We start from the raw sequence: 17903 nt of genomic DNA, 5'->3' as shown, positions 1-17903 counted from the left end.
CTGTTTTTTTTCTCCCGTTTAATTACCTTTAACTTTCACAACCCCGATCGCGGATGAAACATTTTTTTTTCTGGTCCTTCTTCCTGTTTTTTGTTATCGCTATTCCATTCCAGGAAACTCATGCAGGAAAAAACATGACTGATTCTTCCCCGATTTACGGTGGAATTTTCCGGATGAATTTTACCGAAGATTTTCTGAGTCTTTATCCGCTATCCATTTATGATGATGCGGGAATCAATATCGGGAGGCAGATTTACGAAGGGCTCGTGAAGTTTGATCCGCAGACTTTAAAAATTATTCCGTGTCTTGCGGAAAGTTGGGAAGCAGATACTTCCTTCCGGCGCTGGACCTTCCATCTGCGCAATAATATTTATTTTCAGGATGATGTTTGTTTTCCTGCCGGCAAAGGAAGAAAGTTAACTGCAAATGACGTCAAATTCTGTTTTCAGAAGGCGTGTGAAGAAACTCCGGAAAGTTTTTTTTACAGAACGTTTACCGGGATCATTAAAGGTGCTGAAGAATATCATCTCGGGCTTGATATGGACGTAAGCGGATTCAAAGCGATAAACGACAGCACATTTTCCATTGAAACAATTACTCCCTGTCATTATCTAACCGAAATCCTGACTACGCCCTTCAGTTGGATCTTTCCAAAAGAAGCATTGGATAAATACGGAGACGACATGCGGATACATCCCGTGGGGACAGGCCCGTTCTTTGTGAAGAAAATTACAGAAGGAGATGAGGTTGTGTTGCAACGCAACTCTGGTTATTGGGGAAAAGATGAGGACGGAAATCAATTGCCCTATCTTGACCAAATCAAAATCACATTTCTGAAGGACAAGAAATCCGAGTTGACTGCATTTCAGAATAAAGAGATCGATCTGCTGTGGAATCCGGACGTGGAAGATCTTGCTTCTTTTGTGAGTTTCGCTATCGATTCATTTCCAAGCCCTCCGCAATTCCAGCTTTTCAATTGCAACGCTTTGAGTATTGATTATTATGGATTCAATAATTCCGTTCCTCCATTCAATAATATTTATGTGCGCCAGGCATTCTGTTATGCTATTGACAGGACTAAGATCGTTGATGAAATTCTCAAAGGCGCAGGAGTGCCTGCCGATAATGGTTTTGTTCCTCCGGGCATAAATGGATATTCAGGGCAGGAAACTTTTTATGCCTATGATCCGGAAAAAGCCCGTGCATTATTGAAGAAAGCCGGATTTGCCAATGGAAAAAATTTTCCGGAAGTAACGCTTGAAATCAATGCTGGTGCAGCCAACATAAACTCAAAAGTTGCCGATGCTGTTGTAACGATGCTGAAGCAGAATCTGGGAGTGAATGTGCGTGTGAATCTTGCTCCGTTTGCACAGCATCTTGAAGAACTCGAAACAGGCCGGTCTCTTTTCTGGCGTTCCGGCTGGATTGTTGATTATCCTGATCCGCGCACTTTTCTCATTCTCGCTTATGGAAAAAATGTTCCGCAGGATCCTCATGCGCGCTCCAGCCTGAACCCCTCCCGTTTTATAAATAAGGATTTTGATCTTGCATTTGAAAAGGCGGAAACGGAAAAAAGTGAAACCACAAGGATGGATGATTATCACACTGCTGAAAAAATTGCGATGGAGAATGCTTTTGTCTGCCCGTTGTATTATAGAACAAACTACCTGCTGTTGGGAACAAACGTTCGTAATTATTTTCTGAACGGGCTCGATGCCCGCGATCTTTCACAGGTATGGTTCAGTAAATGAATTCCGGGATGGTTGTGCAGGAAATTTTTTCACTTCGCTTTCTCCGCCAATAATTTATTGATCAGCAATTCCGTTTTTCTTTTATCCGTTTCATACGCCTCTCCTGTAGCGGGTCCATTGAACCCGGTGTACACTTCGCGCACATTTCCGTTCCTGTCAATATAAATTGTTGTAGGAAATGACATGATCCCATTTAAAAAAGGAAGACTCTCCGATGCGCCCTTCGCTCCTTTTTTTCCGGTGAGAAGAAAAGTATAATCAGAGCCGAATCTTTTTTTCACGCGACGGATATTTGCATTCGCAATCGCAGAATCTGAACTCCGCTCATACGCGAGCGCTACGATCTCCAATCCATCATCATGATATTTGTTGTACAACTCCGTCATCATCGCTGTTTCATCCATGCAATTCGGGCACCAGGTTCCCATCACCTGAATGATCACCACTTTCCCTTTGAATTGAGGATCGCTGAGTGAAACAGGATTTCCATTGAGATCATTGAACGTGAAATTTATTTTTGAAGAATCGACAACGTAAGTAAGATGAAGCGGATCGCGCAGTTGATAGTTATCATTCCGCTTCGCGATCCACTTTTCATAACCATAATTTCCATACCATGCTTCTCCTTTTATGGTTCCATCATATTGCCTTTCCCCTTTGAAAACAAATGCATGCGAACCATCGAAAGTGGAAATGGTGAAATCATTCCAGCCGCCGAATGCTCCACCGAGGTAACGATAGTCTCCTGTTTCCGTGAGAAAAGTTCCGGTCATGTACCCGCTGTTATAGGGTGTGCTGAAAATTCCTATCGCGTTACTGCTGTCCGGAGTTCCGGGAGAAAAATGACATTCCCATTTGCCACTGAGATCTGTCGGGTCTTTTCTCGGATAATAAATAAAATTCGCGTTTCCATATTTCGCATGAAAGGGAATGACGTAAGGATGGCTCGCCGCATGATTATAAAATGAACCGGAGAAAGTTGAATCTGTTTCGCGTCTGCATTTAAAATAAGAATCGAAAACAGGCATGTGCCAGCTGACAGAATCTTTTGTAACAACGAGATCTTCCACCTGGATACTCTCTTCCGAATTATGAATCGTCAACGTGTATCCTTCCGGTGAATAATCCACAGAAAAAGAAAATGGTAATTCTACAGAGTCATTGAGCCGGAGTGTTCCGTGCCATGCGCCCAACTGGATTTTCAAATGGCCTTCCGACATTTGCGTGCGCTCAGGCGAGATCTGAGCGAAAAGAGGCACGAGAGAAAAAATGAAAGTGGAAAATAGAAAAAAAAATATTTTCATGGTGAATTAAAGTTACTCAAAATACCTGCGTTACCCTTCGCGCCTGCACCCATGCCCGTAGCGAGCATGTACATGCACAGAGCAACAACCGCAATCAAAGACAATACTGCGAACCATCCCCAACTCACCATCATCTGGTCGCGCTCATTCCGCTCGCTGCCTTTATCATACACAAACATGTTGTGCATAAAATAACTCCGGGCCGAGTAAACAGAATCGATACCGATGGCTGTAAAATAAATGATCTTCCACCTGGTACTGAAACCGGTCCGGAAATGATCGAGCGCCGGCCCTGTAATTATGATGAGAAAAGCGAGGATGGTAAGAAAAAATATGAGCGGAAGAAAAAAGTAGCCGGCATTCTTATAGAAATACCATTTCCCCCTCTGGGAAGGGACCAGGAAAAACACACACATGGGTGCGAAATAAAAAATAAGCGAGAGTGAAGAAGAGAATAAAACCGTGTAGGATGAGAACAGCAACTGGCCGGTCCCGGAAAAAAAAGCGGCCGTCGCACCGATCACGGAAAAAAATAAAAGTCCTGCTGCATGAAGTGTGTCAAACGGGAAATAACGCTGGCGAAACAGGAGGTAATAGATAGCCCACATGAATAATCCGCAGAAAGAAAGGAAACGGACAATAACCGGGAATGAATCATAATTTCCGGGATAATACTGATTGATGTAATACAATCCGAGCGGCGCTGCAGCAGCGATCCAGAGAAAATAAACAGTGCGGATGAAGGTGTACATTTTTTCGTTCTGCTATATTTTATTTTTTATTCGCAGTGAGTACCAAACTAAGCAAACACAACGGCAATAAAAAAAGCGAAGAACTTTTTTCTTCGCCTGAAAAATATCTTTTCGCAAAGATCAGATGTTGAATTCTATGCCCTGCGCCAATGGGAGTTGCGTTCCGTAGTTGATCGTGTTCGTCTGGCGGCGCATGTAAACTTTCCACGCATCACTTCCGCTTTCTCTTCCTCCGCCCGTTTCTTTTTCTCCGCCGAAAGCTCCGCCGATCTCTGCTCCTGATGTTCCTATGTTCACATTTGCAATTCCGCAATCGGATCCGTTGTGTGAAAGGAATTGTTCCATCTCGCGCAGATCAGAAGTGAAAATGCTCGACGATAATCCCTGTGGAACTCCGTTCTGCCGGGCGATCGCTTCGTCCATGGTTTTATATTTCATCACGTAAAGTATAGGCGCAAAAGTTTCTTCCTGTACAATATGAAATTCATTCTTCGCTTCAATGATGCATGGCTTCACATAACATCCGCTTTCAAATCCATTGCCGCTAACAATTCCTCCTTCAACAATTAGTTGCCCACCTTCTTTTTTCGCGCGATCGATCGCATTCAAATATTCTTCTGTTGCTTTTTTATCAATGAGCGGCCCCACGTGATTTTTTCCATCAAGCGGATTTCCGATCTTCAATTGTGCATACGCATTTTTCAGAACAGAAATTGTTTTGTCGTAAATGCTTTCGTGAATGATAAGGCGTCGTGTTGAAGTACAACGTTGCCCGGCGGTTCCAACTGCGCCGAACACCGCACCAACCAATACCATATTCAGATCGGCATGTTCGGAAACGATGATCGCATTATTACCACCGAGTTCAAGAATTGTTTTTCCGAAACGTTCTGCAACCATGGAAGAAACTCTTCTACCTATTCTTGTTGATCCGGTGAATGAAACAAGCGGAAGACGTTTGTCGCTGTTCATCCAATCGCCAACGGGGTTCCCGATGAGTAAACAGCTCACGCCTTCGGGAATATTATTTTTTTTCAGCACAGAAGAAATAATATTCTGGCAGGCAATTGCACACAATGGAGTTTTGCTCGAAGGTTTCCACACACACACGTCACCGCATACCCACGCGAGCGCGGCATTCCAGCTCCACACTGCTACCGGGAAATTGAATGCAGAAATAATTCCTACAATGCCCAGCGGATGATATTGTTCGTACATGCGGTGCTTCGCCCGCTCACTGTGCATCGTTAGCCCGTAAAGTTGCCGCGAAAGTCCCACTGCAAAATCACAGATGTCGATCATCTCCTGTACTTCTCCCAATCCTTCCTGCAGTGATTTTCCCATTTCATAGGAAACTAATTTCCCAAGCGGTTCTTTGTATTTGCGCAACTGATCGCCGATCTGTCTCACCATTTCTCCGCGCCTGGGCGCAGGAATATTTCTCCATTCCAAAAATGCTTCGCTCGCTTTTGAAATTATTTTTTCATAATCATCAGCAGTGGCCTGGTTCACACTGCCGATGTATTGTCCGTCGGCAGGAGAATAGGAATCCACTTTCGAGCCTTTTGTATTCCAGTGATCGGTGCCGGTTGATGCGCCGTAATTCACTTCGTTAATGCCGAGCGTTTTCAGCGCTTCTGCAATTCCGAAATTATCCGTTAAAACCTGGGTCATGTCTGTTTTTTTTGTGAGTACGAAATGCAGAAGTACGAAATACGAAAAGTTTACTAAAAGTTACGAAATACGAAAGTGTACTTAAAGTCTATTGGGGAACACAGATTTCGTATTCATCTGCATTTCGTAACTTTTAGTAAACTTTTCGTATTTCGTACTCATTTTTAAAGGGAAGTAAAGGTAGTCAAATTCATTTTTTATACGAGAAGATCAGCAATGAAGACTTACAATTCCGATTAACGCAGCTTTGCCGCCGACCAATGCGGATTGTACCCGATAAAAATCTGAAGAAGGGGTAGTTATTGGAAGAGCAGCAGGATTTCGTTGTTCTATTGTGTTGGTTTTATTCCAACGAGATATTTTTCGTAAACCGCTTTTGTGATCGTAGCGAATGCGCTGTCGATGATTTTCTTCGGCGTATTTGAAGTGGAGGAGAAATTTGATTTTGATTTTCCCATCGCCACGCGTTTACCGGTCGTGGAATTGAAGATGGTCCAGTGTGCAGTAGCAACGCGTTTAAAATCTTCTTTGCCCTGCAGGTTGTAGGGATCGGCGCCGAGGTCATTATCAATATCCATTTCATTGATGAAAATAACGTAATCCACTTTGTAAACTTTCCGGAGATAAGTGAGCAGGTTCGGACTGATGATGACCGTGTTCATAAATTTATCTGCATCATCATCTGCAGTTTCTACTTGTCCTTTCTGAACTCCGCTCGCCGCTTTCAGTTTTGCTGAATCTGCTTTCGTCGGATTCAGAGGAAAATCAACAGGCGTGTAGGACATGCTGGTCACATTGTAAACATATTCGAGATCGCGTTTCATTGCTGTATCATCGAGCAGTGAAACAACATTGCAGGTTGCGCCGAAAGAATGTTTCACCGATTCCACGAAACCTTTCCTGAGCGCGTCCTGCACCTGGTCATACTTCTGCCCGGTCTCGTTCGCGATCGCGCGCGTGATGTCGGAACTGCAATTGAACATTTTCGGTTCCCAGGGAATGAGTAAAATTTTTGTTTTTTTCGAGCCGGTCGTTGAAGAATTATTTCCATCGCCGCGCGTGGTAGTTTGTGCGGATATTCCTGTTCCAATAAAAATCACCGTCAACAGGAATATTACTGGTTTCGAAAAACTTCCGATTTTCAATTTCCAATTTCCAATTGAAAATAAATTGTCAGGCGTAAATCGTAAATCGTAAATTTTTCCGGCTACGTTTTTCATCTTAATGTAAATAGGCAATCCCAATGCCATAACGAAATTCGGGAGAATAAAATTGCCGAAAACGTCTCTGAAAAACCAGTTATTCAACGCCGGTTTTTGATAAAAAAAGCCAATTCGTGAAGATCAGTGGTGAAAAGCGCGGATAATGTCGTTTCCATTGGCATAAATGAGCAGGGCGAGTACCAGGTACATTCCTATCGCGAGCGCACGTTGCATGAATTTATCGCTCACTTTTTTGCGCGTTATCATTTCGTACAACACGAAAAGAATGTATCCGCCGTCGAGAACAGGTATCGGCAATAAATTCATGAATGCAAGGATGACGGAAAGAAATGCGGTGATGTTCCAGAATGCTTCCCAATCCCACGTGGAAGGAAATAATCCACCGATGGTTGCAAATCCGCCGATCTTGGATGCGCCCACTTTTGAAAAAAGTAATCCGAGTTGTTTCACATAACTCGAAAGCGTTTCTATCGTGCGATCGAATCCTCTTCCCCACGCAGCAAAAAATCCGTAGCTGATGGTTTTGTACTGAAGAAATTGATCGGGGCCTTTTCCGAGTATCCCGATCTTTCCTTCTTCATTCACAGTGACGGCAACGGAATCGGATTTCCCGTTCCTGATAAAGCCGAGCATGAATTTTTTTCCTTTGCTTTTCTGAATGCGATCCACAAAATGCTGTGCATAATGCAGCGAATCTCCGTCAATGGAAATCAGACTGTCGCCTTTCATCAATCCTGCTTTTCCGGCCGGCATATTGGCCACCACGCTATCGATCACGTACGGAATTTCTTCGGTGAATAAAGCTTTCACTTCCTTCTGCACGGCCATTTCTGTGAATCCTTTGGGAATATTGATGGAGATTATTTTTCCGTTGTGATCAAGCTGAATTGTTTTCGGTTTGTCGAGGAGAATTTTCAATGTTGCTTTTCCAAGATTATCGACAGCCGCATTGTCAATGGAAACTAATTTATCGCCATGATGAGCGCCAAGATTGAGAAGAAGAGAGTCGTAATACAATCCATACTTCGCATTTTTCGCCGGAAGATATTCATCGCCCCAGGCCCATGCCACCATACTGTAAATGACAATAGCGAGAAGAAAATTCACCGTAATTCCTCCCGCGAGAACGATCAGCCGCTGCCACGGTTTTTTTGCGCGGAATTCATCAGGAGCAGGGACGGCATTTGCATCGGTGCCTTCTTCGGCCTGCATCCCGTGAATATCCACGTATCCGCCGAATGGGAACCATCCTAATCCGTAAGTTGTTTCTCCGATTTTCTTTTTGAAGAGTGAAAAATTCAACAGCGCAGGAATAGGAAAAAGAAAATCGAAAAAGAGGTAAAATTTATTCACGCGCATTTTGAACAAGCGCGCCGTAATGAAATGACCGAACTCATGCAGAACGATGAGCAGAGAAAGACTTAAAAAGAATAATGTGAATTTTATCACGGGAATGAATTACAAATTATGATTTACGATTTTTATTTGAGCGGAGTCAAAAGTACGCATTTGCGCTGTGATTCGCCGGAAGCACTGACCCGCCTGCTCTTCGTTTAGTCGGGCAAGCTACCGCCGCTGGTTACTGTCACTGGCCACTCACTTCTTCTTTCTCATTTTTGCGATCAGTTCTTTCTGTGTTTCCAGCAACTGCATCAGCAACTCTATCTGGCGCTGGAGTTTTTCGATTTCGTTGCGGTAATATTCCGTTGACCCCGGTTTACCTTTGGTAAATATCCCCGCTTTTTCTTCGACGATATTGTCGATGGAATTCTCAGAAACATCCAGCACACGAAAAATATCTTTGAGTGTTTCGGAGCTCACGTTCCCCGATTTTTCAATATGAGATATCAATGGTCGCGCCTTGTGTATTCGTTTTGCCAGCGCTTCCTGGGTGAGTCCTTTTGCCACTCTTGCCAGCTTGATCTTTTTACCGATATGCATGCGCTTAAATTAACATTCCGGTCATTGCCTTTTGGTTATTTAAATTTACATTTGGTTAATTCGATATAACAAAAACTTCCTACTATGTACACGACCTGCGAAATAGAACTCACCGTGCGGCCCTGCGGGAACAATGATAACAAATGGCAACTGGAAATTCCGGCGGTGGCCTCCGCACAGTATTTTTTCGATTGCAGGAAACCGGTCGTTCTTTCAATAAAGGAAAAAACTTTCGCTACACGCACCACGTTCGGAACGTGGAGATACGATCAGAAAAAAGCAGCGGTTGTCTGTGTGAAAGGCTACATGCTTTACAGCGATGATCTTTCTTCTTTCATTTACAAAAACGGCTGGCACAAACCCGCCGGAGGAAAACCCGCATTACTCATCTTCCGGCTGAAAGAATTCGATCATCATTTCGAACTGGTGTGCCTGCAATGAAAGTCTCGGTAGCTTGTTTTTTAATCCCGTAATTCGCAATTTCAATTTGCTTTTTACGGTATTAATTTTGGCCATTTACCAATGAAACTATGAGAATTGCATCTGCAATGTAAAATGTGATCACCGGCAACTGACAACCGACAACTGCCTTGCCTCCTCATCACTCTTCACATAATCTTCCAGTGTCGGATTTTTCACGAATGAAACTTTTGAAATTGTTTTTTCGATGATCTCCGCGATCTGAAGGAATTTTATTTTCTCTTCGAGAAATGCCTTCACCGCCACTTCATTTGCGGCATTCATGACGCACGCACGGTTGCCTCCCGCACGCAGCGCGTCGTACGCTATGCCCAGGCACGCGAATGTTTCCACGTCTGGCTTTTCAAAATTCAACGCGGGATATTTCGCAAAATCGAATCGCGGAAATTCTGAACTCAGTCTTTCCGGGTAACCGAACGCGTACTGGATCGGCAGTTTCATGTCGGGCAGCCCGAGTTGTGCTTTAATACAACCATCGCGGAATTGCACGAGCGAATGAATGATACTTTGCGGGTGAACGATCACATCGATCTGTTCCGGTTTCAGTCCGAAGAGCCATTTTGCTTCTATTACTTCGAGCCCTTTGTTCATGAGCGTCGCCGAATCGATCGTGACTTTTGCGCCCATTTCCCAGTTCGGATGTTTGAGCGCATCTTTCTTCGTCACATTCTCTAATTCATTTTTTTTCTTTCCGCGGAAAGGCCCGCCCGATGCAGTGAGGTAAATTTTCTCGATAGGATTTTCAAATTCTCCGGCGAGACATTGGAAAATTGCAGAGTGCTCAGAGTCGACAGGATAAAGATTCACTCCTTTTTCACGCGCCGCTTTTGTCACGAGATCTCCTGCTACAACCAACGTTTCTTTATTCGCCAGCGCAATTTGTTTTCCTGCATTCACGGCAGCAAGTGTGGAACGCAATCCCGCGTAACCAACAATGGCAGCGAGCACCATGTCGATCGTTTCCATTTGAACCACATCGGCCAGCGCTTCTTCTCCTCCGTAAACTTTTATTCCATCATCGAGCAACGCGTCTTTCACTTTCTGCAAATGAGAAAGATCATTGATGACGACAACATTCGGTTTGAATTTTTTCGCTTGTTGAATTAACAGATCACAATTATTTCCAGCAGCAAGAACTTCTACCGAAAATTTTTCCGGGTGAGAAGCAATAACTTCCAAAGACTGGGTGCCAATAGAGCCGGTACTTCCAAGTATCGCGAGTTTTTTGGTTGCTTGGTTGCTTGTGTTTGTTGTGTTGCTTGGCATTAATTTTTATCTGTGTAATCCGTGGCTTATTTCTGTTGTGCTGGCATAAAATCTGTTCTGAGAATTTTCAATTCTGTTCTTCGGTCAAGCATTCTCATGTACTGATTATCTGCTCCCCTTCTATTCGTGTCGATCTTATCTATTCTTGATTCAAAAAGCACCGTTCCTTTCTGAACGATCTTCCCCGAAGGAAGAGTTAAGTCATTCTCAAGAATTACCGGCCTTACATCTCCATAACTCTTCGCAACAATTCTTTCTCTTTCAATTCCCATTTTGATAAGGGAATCGGTAATTGAAATGGCGCGATTGTATGTTAATCGTGTCGAACAATCTGTACAAACGTGATCAGTATGTGTTCCGACTTCTATCACAAATGATGGATGATCCTGGATAAAAGCGAATACCAATCGTAAAGAATCCATTCCGTGGTGAGTGCTGTCCTGCCAGATCGTTGCCTTGTCAAAATTGAAAATTATTTTCGGCGTACGCACAATATCATTCGTATCGAAAACAGTGTCAGCAAAAGTTTTGTAATGCCGGATATTCGTGCTTTGAAATTTCACGAAAGAATTCATCAGCACAAAACACATCACCGCCGCTCCCACAACGAATCGTTGAATTTTGAATTTTGAATTTTGAATCATTGAATTAAAATATAATCCTGCGGATCGACCGGCGTTCCATTGTACCACAATTCAAAATGAAGATGTGGCCCGATCATTTGTTCGCCCGAACTTCCAACAATAGCAATGGGATCTCCCGCTTTCACATAATCGCCGGTTTTTTTGAGCAGCGCTGCATTGTGTTTGTAAATAGAAATAATATTATTCGCATGCTGAATTTCTATCACGTAACCATTATCGATCGTCCATCCGGCAGAGATAACAGTTCCGTCGAGCGTGCTGCGAACGGGCTCGTTATCATCAGTAGCAGCAATGTCCACACCGAAATGTTCTTCTGCTGCATTGAAAATATTCGTGACTGTTCCCTGGAGCGGAACGAAAAAGAAAAAGTCGCCGATCCCGCCTTTTCGATCGAAATTCGCAGTGAGTGAATACTGATCCATGCTTTCCACATCATTGCGCAGCGCGGTGTCTTCCTTCGAAGGTTTGAAATTGAGATTCGTATATTTTTTTGTCGTGTCGCGCGGATTCACCGGATGCTCTGCCGAATCTTTTCCTTTCAGGATCGTGAGAATATTATCTGTGTATTTCTGCTGATCAGTAAGAATTTTTTCGATCGAGTCGGTTTTGAAATGAAGATCGAGTAATTTCTGCTGCGACGTTTCGTCGGCGTACCCGGGAATGTACTCGCGTATGGGCGTGAACGCAATGAGCACGACCACGAGCGCGATCATGAAGATCGTAAGCGAAATAATAGCAATGAGAAACCCGAGCGGAGTTTGTCGCCAGGAAAAACGTTCTTCGAAAGTATCGTCGTTCATTACTACGAGGCGATACCGGTTCCGCAAACGGTGAATGAGTTTATTTTTCGCTTTGTGTTCGGTCATTTTCTGGGAACGTCAAATATCGGGAAAAGAGAGCACAGTGGTCAGTAGCAGTTGTCAGCGGCAGTTGTCAGTATTTGGAAACACTTCTATACTGGTGACTGAGAACTGAAACCCGGCAACTGAGCAGAAGCAACCATTGGTAATTTATCCGTCTTTGTAGAAGTAATACACTATTTTTGCGCTTCCGGCGTTGCATTTTGCCGGATTTTTATTCTGTGAAGTTTCGCCTCTCATATTCTCTTTTTCCCGTCATCGGATTCGTGCTGTTCCTGCTCGGGGCCTGTTCCACCACGAAGAATAAATTCATGCACCGTGCGTATCACAACATGACCTCGCGGTACAATGGATATTTCTACGCGAAGGAAAACATGAAAGATGCGCTCGATCAGCTCGACAAATCATACATCGACGATTATTCGCAGATACTTCCGGTTTATCGTTTGCCCAATACACCGGAGACGAAAGGATGCTATGCTCCATTGGAAAAAGCGATCAAGAAATCGAGCAGCGTTATTGAACATCACGCGATCACCACCAAGGGCGGCGACGAGATTCCCGGTGCAGTAAAATGGATCGATGACAATTACCTGATCATCGGCCGGGCGCGTTATTACAAGGGAGAATACATTTCCGCTATTGAGATCTTCGATTATCTCATTCAGAAATATTCCAAATTCCCGATCCGTTATGACGCGATCATGTGGAAAGCGAGAACAGAAATTGAAATGAGCGGCCTCACCGAAGCAGAAGGGATGCTCGATGTGATTGCCAATGACAAGGGTTGCCCCGAACGTCTTTTGCCCGACATCAAAGCCACCTATGCTTATCTCTACATCCAGAAGGGGAATTACAATGCAGCGATAAAAAATCTCGAAGAGGCGATCAAGATCACAAAGAGTAAAAAACCCCGCGTGCGTTACATGTACGTGCTTGCGCAGTTGTATGAAAAAACAGGAAAGCAAAAAGAAGCATTCGACATGTACGACAAAGTGATCGGCATGCACCCGAGGTACGATATGCTTTTCAATGCAAAACTTTCGCGCGCACGGCTGAGTGCATCTGATCCGAAAACAAGAAATGAGTCGAAGAAAGAATTGCAGAAAATGCTTTCCGATTCGAAGAACACGGAATTTCAGGACCAGATCTATTACACGCTTGCGCAATTAGAAATGGGATCGAAGAATGAAGCGGGCGCCGTGAGTTACTACAAACTTTCTGTTGCTTCAAGCGTGGGTAATAACAAACAGAAATCACTTTCTTACCTCGCGCTCGGTGATATTTATTTCGGGCGGACTGATTACATCAATGCACAGGCGTATTACGACAGCACTATGCAGTTCCTTCCGAAAGATTATCCCGATTACAAATCTATTGACGAAAAAAGAAAATCGCTGAACAACCTGGTGCATTACATCAATCTTGTTGCTTTCGAAGACAGCACACAGATGGTTGCGCGCAAATATGGAGATGACACACTCAAATTGTATCCGTTCATTGATAAACTCATTGCAAAACAGAAAGCGGAAGACAAGAAAAAGAAGGAGCAGCAGGATGCATTGGCCGCCGCGGGAGGAACGGGTTTCACTGCGGGGCAGAGCAGCACCAACACACAACCGAGTTCATTTTATTTCTATAACCCTTCGAACATTTCTTTCGGTGTGAATGAATTCACGCGCAAATGGGGAAACCGGAAACTGGAAGACAACTGGCGAAGATCGAACAAGGAATCCATTGTGGAAGAAGAAAGTTCCGATAATCAGAATGCTGATTCTTCCAATACAAAGGGGGGCGGGAAAAAAACGGTCAACGATAAATATTCGCGCGCTTATTACATCAAAGATCTTCCGCTGAATGATTCGCTGGTGGCCGCGTCCAATGAAAGAATCGCAGATGCTCTTTTCAATCTCGGAACTATTTACAAAGAGCAAATGAAAAATTATCCGCGATCTGAAGATGCTTTTGAAGAATTATGCAAACGATTCCCGAAACACAAATACAATCTTCCTTCGCATTTTCAGCTCTACCGGATCTATTCGGACCAGACCGTGAACAACACCGCAAAAGCAAAAGAACACAGCGATTATATCTGCAACAATTTCCCGTCGAGTGAATATTGTGAGCTCATAAAAAATCCGGACCACGAAGTAGATGTGCTTGGCGCGAAAAAAGATATTTCCGCTTATTACGACAGCACGTATTCGATTTACCTGCGCAGGGATTATCAGCAAGTCATAGCTCGTTGCAATTATGCCGATTCTGTTTACGGAACAAAAACAGACAAGAATGAAATGGCGGCGAAATTTGCGTACCTGCGCGCTGTGAGCATTGGAAAAACGCAGGGCATTCCGCAAATGGAAACTGCACTCACAAAGATCGTGGCTAATTATCCGAAAGACCCTATTCGTCCGCAGGTGCAGGCGCTCATTGATGCTATTCACAAACAGAATAGCGGTTCAACCGATGTGGTACTTACCGATACGGCGAGCGTGGTGAATGGAAATGGTTACAAGATCAATGACAATGGAGATTACCAGTTCATGATCATTGTGGAAAATGGAAAAGGTGATGTGAATAAAACGAAGATCGCGATCACGGATTTCGATGGCGTGAATTATACTTCGGAAGGACTCGTTGTTTCCAGCATGATGCTCGACGATAAACACCAGTGCATTCTCGTAAAAAAATTCAGCGGGAAAAAGTCGGTGATGGATTACTATGGCGTGCTGAAGATCCATCCCGAATTATTCGCAATGCTGCAGCCCGGAACGTTCCAGGTGATGGCGATCTCTTCTGAAAATTTCCCCGTATTTTTTAAAGACAAGAACATCGATACCTACAAAGCTTTTTTCGAGAAGAATATTCTTACCGGCAAGTGATCTGTCCTTGATTTTTCACTGGCAATCCGCAATTAACATTTTACGTTTTTTATCAACGAAGCCCCCGGAGTGAAAACCTATATTGCTTAGCTTTACCGAAACGCGACCAACATGTTCAACAAAAACTCAGGGCCAATGCGCTCGAATTCTCCCGATTCCGGATCGGTCAATATCATTGGCGCCGGAACTTCCATTGATGGTGATATAATTTCTACCGGCGATATCCGTATTGACGGAACGCTGAAAGGCACTGTGAAAACAAGAGGCAAACTGGTGATCGGGCCTTCCGGAAGCGTGGAAGGCGAAGTGAATTGCCAGAATGCGGACATCTCCGGAAACATCCGCGGCAAAGTGAATGTGTCTGATCTTCTCGCGCTCAAATCAACTGCAAAACTGAACGGAGAAATTTCTACCGGTAAACTTGCTATTGAGCCCGGCGCTGATTTCTCCGGATCGTGCAGCATGGGCGGCGTAGTGAAAGAGATCCTGCAGCATGACAACTCCGAAGCAGAGCTCGCCGAAAAAACCGCTTAATAACACAGCGAAATATATTTCGATGACCAGCTTCATGGCTGCTGTCATCACGCTGGGTACATTGGCCGGCCGCTGGCTCGATAATCATCACCCGGTTGTAAAATTCCCACTCTTCACACTTACACTTTCCCTGTTCTCCGTTTTCGCTGCGATGTGGTATTTCATCCGCGATTTTGTGAAGAAGTGATCTTTCGTTTTGCGAATTTTTTTCCTGGCTGATCTTATTTGACCTGATCTAAATGTTGTTGTTCACCTTATCTTTATACTTCACCCCGATTATTAATTTATGAAAAATATTTTTTCGCTGTGCCTCATTTGCATTACTGCGAATTCCCTTTCCGCCGGGCCGTTTCATCCGCGGTGCACGAAAGAAAATGTTCATTCACGCACTTCTCATTTTTATCAGGGACATTTGATGAATTATTACAGCGGCGCATTCAAAGAATTATGCGCGATGAAAAGCTATTCTTATTCTGATGATGCGGTTTCCACCCGCGGCTTGTCATTCGGTTACTCCGCTTTCAATCCTGCTCCACTGAATAATTATCTTGCACAATTCGGACAAAAAGAAATATTGCGGAATTATTATAAAATGATCGGCTATGAAGATCTCGTGGTCGACGATCCGCTTACTGCAGCGGTCAGCGTAAATTATATTTTTCCGCAATACGGATCAGCAGGAACGAACGATTCGCTTCGATTTAAAATTCACGGATGGCAAATGATGACCAGTATTATCGGGTTCGATCTGCTCGGCACCGAATACGTAGATCTAATTATCGGCCCGCAGATCACCTGGGGAAGTTATCACCTGATAAAAAATACTCCGTCAACAGGAAAAGAAAAATACAAAGAACCTTTTGTGGCGCCGGGTCTGCGGCTCGAACTTCGTTTCAATCTCGGCAGTATTTCCATTGGAGGACGCGCGGTGTACGCGTATGATGTGACCGATCCTAAATGGAAACGCAGATCTCCTAATCTTGAAATTCTTCCCGGTTATCTGAATCGCGGATTGTATTATCAGGCTTATGTCGGAATTTCTTTCAACTGATTTAAAAAAAATGAAACACTTTTTTCTTTGCCTGATCCTTCTTTGTTTTTCATTTCATGCTGAAGGAAAAAAAAATCTGCATTCAAAAAAAGGATGGCTGCAGGATGGAACGGCTGACCAGAGGTGTATTATGGCTTCGGCCGGATATTATCCGCAGAATTTCAATTCGCTCAACACCTACGTACTTCGTTCCGGCAATAAATCATTCGCCCCTTTTCTTTACGGCGCGGGCGCAAACATGGTTGTGCCTGTGGGCGGGCGCAGCGGTGAATGGAAAGGATCCTTAGGCGCAGAAATTTTTATCCCGCAAAAAATAACACAGAATGATTCGCTCCAGTTCAAACTTGGAGGATTGCATATTATTACAAGCTGGTACGCTCACGATTTTCTGCCCGGCAATGCTCATCTCGCTCTCGAACTTGCTCCCGGTGTTGACTGGGGCATAATTAAATTCACACAAACCATCAACGGAAGAAATTTCAATTCTTCTAATCCTTTCGTTGCCCCTCTTGCGCGAACGGAATTCAGAATTGTTTTCCATCCCATTGCATTCGGCATACGCGCCGTGTATCGTTACGACATAACGAGTCCGCGCTGGAGAGATGACATTGCTCTGTCGCACACCCGCATTTCAGGTTTTGGATTCCAGGTTTTTCTCGGATGGGGAAAAACAGTTTGAATTACGAAGGGAGAAAACTCTTCCGACGTTTTTTTCGTAATTCATTTTAGAAGCTATCTTTAGCATGAAATATTTTTATACCTCCGCTTATGAAAAAAATATTTTTATTCCTGTTCATTCTTGCGCCTGCTTTTTTGTTCTCCCAGAAAAAGAAAGACGGCAATAATTTTCACTGGATCTCGGAACAATGGGCTGTCGCTCCTTCCGGCGGACAGTTTCATCCCGATCTGCGCGCGATGAATAATCAGCTTACCGCATGGAAAGGAAATGACCAGGATCTTTTTTATTCGGGGCTTCGTGGTTATGGTTTAACCTATGCAGGGCCTTGTGATTTGACGCGTGGAGGAGAATTTGATGGTTCATTTGCATTCGACCTGATGATGCCTTCGAAAGTTTCCATTGGTAAAGTGCAGAAAGATTCGCTCACCTTCGATCTGAAAGGATGGAATTTCATGTCGAGTTTTTTTGGGAAGGATATTATTCCCGGAAGTATTGTTGCGCTCGTTCTTGCGCCGGGAATAGATTGGGGAACATTAAAAATGATAAGCGCTGTGAATGGAAATGGAACGTTGCAGCGGAATTTTTTCATTGCGCCACTGGGTCGTGCGGAAATGCGTTTCGTGTTTGGTCCTATTTGCCTTGGCGCACGCGGATGTTACCGCTATGACGTGACAAAAGATTCCTGGAACCTGAAATCGGGTCCTGCGTTTGCATTGCCGGGAGTGAAAAATACCGGAACCAGTATTGAATTCTTCGTCGGCTGGGGACATGTGCATTACCAGTGAGAATGTGCGATGTAAGATTTACAATTTACCGTTTTTGAGAACGACTATTTGACACCACGTTATCTGCCGGAAACAAT

General features: G+C 44.0%; 17 protein-coding genes. 8 read left to right on the top strand and 9 right to left on the bottom strand.

Annotated features, from left to right (window positions below):
* Window positions 1–53: 53 nt before the first annotated feature.
* The gene (locus tag HY064_10610) at window positions 54–1751 is read left to right on the top strand and encodes a peptide ABC transporter substrate-binding protein (protein MBI3511104.1); all 1698 of its coding nucleotides are present in this window, start codon (window positions 54–56) and stop codon (window positions 1749–1751) included.
* Between the two features lie 29 nt (window positions 1752–1780).
* Here the strand turns inward: HY064_10610 and HY064_10605 are convergent, their stop codons facing one another.
* The 6 genes from HY064_10605 to HY064_10580 form a co-directional block, all read right to left on the bottom strand.
* Window positions 1781–3055, bottom strand: a complete 1275-nt coding sequence (locus HY064_10605) for a TlpA family protein disulfide reductase (GenBank protein MBI3511103.1) — start codon at window positions 3053–3055, stop codon at window positions 1781–1783.
* Complete coding sequence (locus HY064_10600; GenBank protein ID MBI3511102.1) at window positions 3052–3807, bottom strand: hypothetical protein; 756 nt, start codon at window positions 3805–3807, stop codon at window positions 3052–3054. Before HY064_10600 ends, HY064_10605 begins: the two co-directional genes overlap by 4 nt.
* A 120-nt stretch (window positions 3808–3927) precedes the next feature.
* Window positions 3928–5481 (bottom strand): aldehyde dehydrogenase family protein, encoded by a 1554-nt coding sequence (locus HY064_10595; GenBank protein MBI3511101.1) that lies wholly within the window; start codon window positions 5479–5481, stop codon window positions 3928–3930.
* A gap of 329 nt (window positions 5482–5810) precedes the next feature.
* Window positions 5811–6587, bottom strand: coding sequence for a hypothetical protein (locus HY064_10590; protein MBI3511100.1), 777 nt, complete (start codon window positions 6585–6587; stop codon window positions 5811–5813).
* A gap of 237 nt (window positions 6588–6824) precedes the next feature.
* Window positions 6825–8153 (bottom strand): RIP metalloprotease RseP, encoded by a 1329-nt coding sequence (gene rseP / locus HY064_10585; protein ID MBI3511099.1) that lies wholly within the window; start codon window positions 8151–8153, stop codon window positions 6825–6827.
* A 147-nt stretch (window positions 8154–8300) separates the two neighbouring features.
* Window positions 8301–8645 (bottom strand): helix-turn-helix transcriptional regulator, encoded by a 345-nt coding sequence (locus HY064_10580; GenBank protein ID MBI3511098.1) that lies wholly within the window; start codon window positions 8643–8645, stop codon window positions 8301–8303.
* 84 nt (window positions 8646–8729) lie between these two features.
* Here HY064_10580 and HY064_10575 point away from each other — a divergent pair, with 84 nt between their 5' ends.
* The gene (locus HY064_10575) at window positions 8730–9086 is read left to right on the top strand and encodes a hypothetical protein (GenBank protein ID MBI3511097.1); all 357 of its coding nucleotides are present in this window, start codon (window positions 8730–8732) and stop codon (window positions 9084–9086) included.
* 120 nt (window positions 9087–9206) lie between these two features.
* On the opposite strand, the gene HY064_10570 is transcribed toward HY064_10575, so the two are convergent.
* The 3 genes from HY064_10570 to HY064_10560 are packed head-to-tail and all read right to left on the bottom strand — an operon-like array spanning window position 9207 to window position 11901.
* Complete coding sequence (locus HY064_10570; GenBank protein ID MBI3511096.1) at window positions 9207–10391, bottom strand: 1-deoxy-D-xylulose-5-phosphate reductoisomerase; 1185 nt, start codon at window positions 10389–10391, stop codon at window positions 9207–9209.
* A gap of 26 nt (window positions 10392–10417) precedes the next feature.
* On the bottom strand, window positions 10418–11035 hold the full coding sequence (locus tag HY064_10565; GenBank protein ID MBI3511095.1) for an OmpA family protein: 618 nt from the start codon (window positions 11033–11035) through the stop codon (window positions 10418–10420).
* Window positions 11032–11901 carry a M23 family metallopeptidase gene (locus tag HY064_10560; GenBank protein ID MBI3511094.1) on the bottom strand — a complete coding sequence of 290 codons (870 nt, stop codon included), beginning with the start codon at window positions 11899–11901 and terminating at the stop codon, window positions 11032–11034. The genes HY064_10565 and HY064_10560 overlap by 4 nt, the downstream gene beginning before the upstream one ends.
* A gap of 215 nt (window positions 11902–12116) precedes the next feature.
* On the opposite strand from HY064_10560, the gene HY064_10555 reads away from it, so the two are divergent.
* From HY064_10555 to HY064_10530, 6 genes are all read left to right on the top strand, one after another.
* Window positions 12117–14777 carry a tetratricopeptide repeat protein gene (locus HY064_10555; GenBank protein ID MBI3511093.1) on the top strand — a complete coding sequence of 887 codons (2661 nt, stop codon included), beginning with the start codon at window positions 12117–12119 and terminating at the stop codon, window positions 14775–14777.
* A gap of 135 nt (window positions 14778–14912) precedes the next feature.
* The gene (locus HY064_10550) at window positions 14913–15311 is read left to right on the top strand and encodes a polymer-forming cytoskeletal protein (GenBank protein ID MBI3511092.1); all 399 of its coding nucleotides are present in this window, start codon (window positions 14913–14915) and stop codon (window positions 15309–15311) included.
* Between the two features lie 22 nt (window positions 15312–15333).
* Window positions 15334–15498, top strand: coding sequence for an AtpZ/AtpI family protein (locus HY064_10545; protein ID MBI3511091.1), 165 nt, complete (start codon window positions 15334–15336; stop codon window positions 15496–15498).
* Between the two features lie 99 nt (window positions 15499–15597).
* Window positions 15598–16362: a hypothetical protein gene (locus HY064_10540; protein ID MBI3511090.1), complete on the top strand. Its 765-nt coding sequence runs from the start codon at window positions 15598–15600 to the stop codon at window positions 16360–16362.
* A gap of 10 nt (window positions 16363–16372) precedes the next feature.
* On the top strand, window positions 16373–17041 hold the full coding sequence (locus HY064_10535; protein MBI3511089.1) for a hypothetical protein: 669 nt from the start codon (window positions 16373–16375) through the stop codon (window positions 17039–17041).
* Between the two features lie 89 nt (window positions 17042–17130).
* Window positions 17131–17826, top strand: a complete 696-nt coding sequence (locus HY064_10530) for a hypothetical protein (GenBank protein MBI3511088.1) — start codon at window positions 17131–17133, stop codon at window positions 17824–17826.
* Window positions 17827–17903 lie beyond the last annotated feature (77 nt).

Source organism: Bacteroidota bacterium, assembly GCA_016194975.1.
Taxonomy (GTDB): Bacteria; Bacteroidota; Bacteroidia; order Palsa-965; family Palsa-965.
This window is presented reverse-complemented; position numbering and strand designations above follow the sequence as displayed.